Origin of the sequence: Paenirhodobacter huangdaonensis, from assembly GCF_004022465.1 — a bacterium.
GTDB classification, from domain to species: domain Bacteria; phylum Pseudomonadota; class Alphaproteobacteria; order Rhodobacterales; family Rhodobacteraceae; genus Rhodobacter; species Rhodobacter huangdaonensis.
In genome coordinates this window covers 1-4016 of sequence record NZ_SAVA01000026.1, presented here as the reverse complement: position 1 = coordinate 4016, position 4016 = coordinate 1, and the positions used below count along the sequence as shown (strand labels likewise).

General features: G+C 67.5%; 4 protein-coding genes. All 4 read right to left on the bottom strand.

Annotated elements, in window-relative coordinates; translation table 11 throughout:
* On the bottom strand, positions 1-965 hold a 965-nt coding region (gene glnT, locus EOW66_RS20190; RefSeq protein ID WP_128158077.1), incomplete at its 3' end, for a type III glutamate--ammonia ligase.
* A 100-nt stretch (positions 966-1065) separates the two neighbouring features.
* Positions 1066-2391 (bottom strand): FMN-binding glutamate synthase family protein, encoded by a 1326-nt coding sequence (locus EOW66_RS20185; RefSeq protein WP_128158076.1) that lies wholly within the window; start codon positions 2389-2391, stop codon positions 1066-1068.
* Between the two features lie 11 nt (positions 2392-2402).
* The gene (locus EOW66_RS20180; RefSeq protein ID WP_128158075.1) at positions 2403-3086 is read right to left on the bottom strand and encodes a GltB/FmdC/FwdC-like GXGXG domain-containing protein; all 684 of its coding nucleotides are present in this window, start codon (positions 3084-3086) and stop codon (positions 2403-2405) included.
* Between the two features lie 2 nt (positions 3087-3088).
* Entirely contained in the window at positions 3089-3976 is an 888-nt protein-coding gene (locus EOW66_RS20175; protein WP_128158074.1) for a class II glutamine amidotransferase, read from the bottom strand.
* Between the last annotated feature and the right edge of the window lie 40 nt (positions 3977-4016).

Here is a 4016-nt window from a genome sequence, read left to right as displayed (position 1 = left end):
CCCGGCACGCGCACCATATGGGTGCGGTTGTTGCCGGTCCAGGTCACGGTATTGGGTGCCCAGGTGGCGCCCGAGAGCGTGCGCGGCGCGTTGATCCGCTTGTAGCTGTTCACCGTCGGGTTGGTGATGACAGCGAGCGCCGAGGCGTGCTTCATGATGCCGCCGAGGAAGGCGCGGCCGCTGTCGGAAAGGCCAAGCTCCTTCGTGTCATCGGCAAAGGCGTTCCGGCCGGTCGCGCTGTCCCACACCGAGATATGGGCGTGGCAGCCGTTGCCGGTCAGCCCCTGAATCGGCTTCGGCATGAAGGTGGCGCGCAGCCCGTGCTTTTCCGCGACCGATTTCACCATGAACTTGAAGAAGCTGTGCTTGTCGGCGGTGGCCATCGCGCCGTCGTATTTCCAGTTCATCTCGAACTGGCCGTTCGCATCCTCGTGGTCGTTCTGATAGGGCTCCCAGCCGAGCTCGAGCATGTAATCGCAGATCTCGGCGATCACGTCATAGCGGCGCATCACCGCCTGCTGGTCGTAGCAGGGCTTCGCCGCGGTGTCGGCCGCGTCCGAGATCGCGAGCCCGTCGGGGGTGAGCAGGAAGAACTCGGGCTCGACCCCGGTCTTCACCTCGAGCCCCATTTCGGCGGCCTCGGCGATGAGGCGGGAAAGCACGTTGCGCGGCGCCTGCGCGAGATCCGAGCCCTCCATCACGCAGTTCGAGGCGACCCAGGCGACATCGCGCTTCCAGGGCAGCTGGATCACCGAGGGCGCGTCGGGCACGGCGAGCATGTCGGGATGCGCCGGCGTCAGGTCGAGATGCGTCGCAAAGCCGGCAAAGCCCGCGCCGTCCGCCTGCATCTCGGCAATCGCCGAGGCCGGCACCAGCTTCGCCCGCTGCGCGCCGAAGAGGTCGGTGTAGGAGATCATGAAGTATTTCACGCCCTTTTCACGGGCGAAGGCGGCAAGATCGATCATCGTCGTTTCCCTGTTGCGGCCTCTCGGGCCTCGCGGGCCTTGTGGCCCTTTCTCACGTGACGGCAGATCGGCACGGGCGGGGGCGGCCCCGCCCGCCCCCTCAGAATCCGGTCTGGCCGGGGATCCAGCTGGTGCCCGCAAGCGGCACACCCGCCATCGCCGCCGCCTCGATCGTCAGCGCGCACAGATCCTCGGGCTCGAGATTGTGCACATGGCTCTTGCCGCAGGCGCGCGCGATCGTCTGCGCCTCGAGCGTCAGCACGGCAAGATAGTTGCGCAGCCGGCGCGCCGCCTCGACCGGGTCGAGCCGCGTCATCAGCGCGGGGTCCTGGGTGGTGATGCCGGCCGGGTCCTTGCCCTCGTGCCAGTCGTCATAGGCATCCGCCGTGGTGCCGAGCTTGGTATATTCCGCGGCCCATTTCGGGTCGTTCTCGCCAAGCGCGACGAGCGCCGCGGTGCCGATCGAGACCGCATCGGCGCCAAGGGCGAGGGCCTTCGCCACATCGGCGCCGGTGCGGATGCCGCCCGAGACGATCAGCTGCACCTTGCGGTGCATGCCCAGATCCTGCAGCGCCTGCACCGCGGGCCGGATGCAGGCGAGCGTCGGCTGGCCGACATGCTCGATGAACACGTCCTGCGTCGCCGCGGTGCCGCCCTGCATGCCGTCAAGCACCACGACATCGGCGCCGGCCTTCACCGCGAGCGCGGTGTCATAATAGGGCCGTGCGCCGCCGATCTTGATGTAGATCGGCTTTTCCCAATTGGTGATCTCACGGATCTCGAGGATCTTGATCTCGAGATCGTCGGGCCCGGTCCAGTCCGGATGCCGGCAGGCCGAGCGCTGGTCGATGCCGACCGGCAGGTTGCGCATGCCGGCGACCCGCTCGGTGATCTTCTGGCCCAGAAGCATGCCGCCGCCGCCGGGCTTGGCGCCCTGGCCGACCACGATCTCGATCGCATCGGCGCGGCGCAGATCGTCGGGGTTCATCCCGTAGCGGCTCGGCAGGTATTGATAGACGAGCTTTTCCGAATGGCCACGCTCCTCGTCGGTCATGCCGCCGTCGCCCGTGGTGGTCGAGGTGCCGGCCATCGTCGCGCCGCGGCCAAGCGCCTCCTTCGCCCGCCCCGAGAGCGCGCCGAAGCTCATCCCGGCGATCGTCACCGGGATCTTCAGCTCAATCGGTTTCTTCGCGAAGCGCGTGCCGAGCACCACCCCGGTGCCGCATTTCTCGCGATAGCCCTCGAGCGGATAGCGCGACATCGAGGCGCCAAGGAACAGCAGGTCGTCAAAATGCGGCATCCGCCGCTTCGCACCGCCGCCGCGGATGTCATAGATGCCGGTCGCCGCGGCGCGCCGGATCTCGGCGTTGATCTCGGGCGAGAAGGTCCAGCTGTCGCGCGGCAGGGTCTGGGGGGTCTTGTCCATGGGTCGGGTCCTCAATACGCCGAGGCGTGGTCGACGTGGAAATTGTAGAGCGTGCGGGCCGAGCCGTAGCGGCGGAACTCCTCAGGCTTCGCCGGCGCGCCCGAGCGCTCCAGAAGCTCGGTCAGGATCGCCAGATGCTCGGGCCGCATCTCCTTCTCGATGCAATCGGCACCGAGCGAGGCGACCGAGCCGCGCACGAAGAGCCGCGCCTCGTAGAGGCTGTCGCCAAGCGCCTCGCCGGCATCGCCCAGCACCACCAGATTGCCCGATTGCGCCATGAAGGCCGACATGTGCCCGACATTGCCGAAGACCACGATGTCGATGCCCTTCATCGAGATGCCGCAGCGGCTCGACGCATTGCCCTTGATGACAAGCAGCCCGCCATGGCCGGTGGCGCCCGCATATTGGCTGGCGTCGCCCTCGATGATGACGGTGCCCGACATCATGTTCTCGGCCACGCCCGGCCCGGCCGAGCCCGTCACATGCACGGTGGCCTGCTTGTTCATGCCGGCACAATAATAGCCGGTCGAGCCCTTCACGGTCACTTCGATCGGCGCATCGAGGCCGACGGCCACGGCATGCGCGCCCTTCGGGTTCTCGACCACCCAGGCGGTCTGGTTGGTGGTCTCGGCCTGGGCCTGCAGCGCCGCGTTCACATCGCGCAGCACCAGGGTGGACATGTCGAGGGTCTGCATTCTCAGCGCTCCCAGAAGTAGACGGTGGCGGGTTCCGGTTCCCAGACGCGGGCGGTCTCGATCCCCGGCAGATTGGCGAAAGCGCGGTATTCCGAGCCGAAGGCGACGTAATCCTCGGTCTCGGCCATCACCGCAGGCTTGCACGCGATCGGGTCGCGCACCACGCCGAAGCCATTCTTCGTGCCGACGACGAAGGTGAAGAAGCCGTCGAGATCCTGAAGCGTGCCTTCGAGTGCCTCCCCGAGGTTCGCGCCCTCGGCAAGCCGCGAGGAGATGTAGCAGGCCGCCACCTCGGTGTCGTTCTGCGTCTGCGGCGCAAAGCCCTTCGCGCTCAGCACCCGGCGCATCGCATTGTGGTTCGACAGCGAGCCATTGTGCACAAGACACTGGTCGGCGCCGGTCGAGAACGGATGCGCCCCCATCGTGGTCACCGCCGATTCCGTCGCCATCCTCGTGTGGCCGATGCCATGGCTGCCCGCCATCGCCCGGATCCCGAAGCGCGCCGCCACCTCCTTCGGCAGCCCGACCTCCTTGAAGATCTCCATCGCAGACCCGACGCCCATCACCCGCAGGCCCGTCTCGGCCGCAAAGGCGCGCGCCGCCGCCTCGGCCCCCGCCGGGATCGTCAGCACCGCATGGGTGTCGATCACCGCCATGGTAACCGGCGCGCCGAGCGCCGCGCCAAGCGCCGCCTCGAGCCCGGCAAACCCCGTCTTGGGCGTGTCCGACTGGACCGTCATCTTCAGCCCCTCCGACGCATCGCCATAGATCGCGATCCCGGCACTGTCCGGGCCGCGGTCGGTCATGGTGATCAGCATGTCGGTGAGCATGTCCCCGAGCCGGGGCCGCAAAGCGTCCTTCTTCAGAAAGAGGCCAACGATGCCACACATGGTCTTCTCCGTTCAGCTTCGGCTTCAGCCGTCACGGATT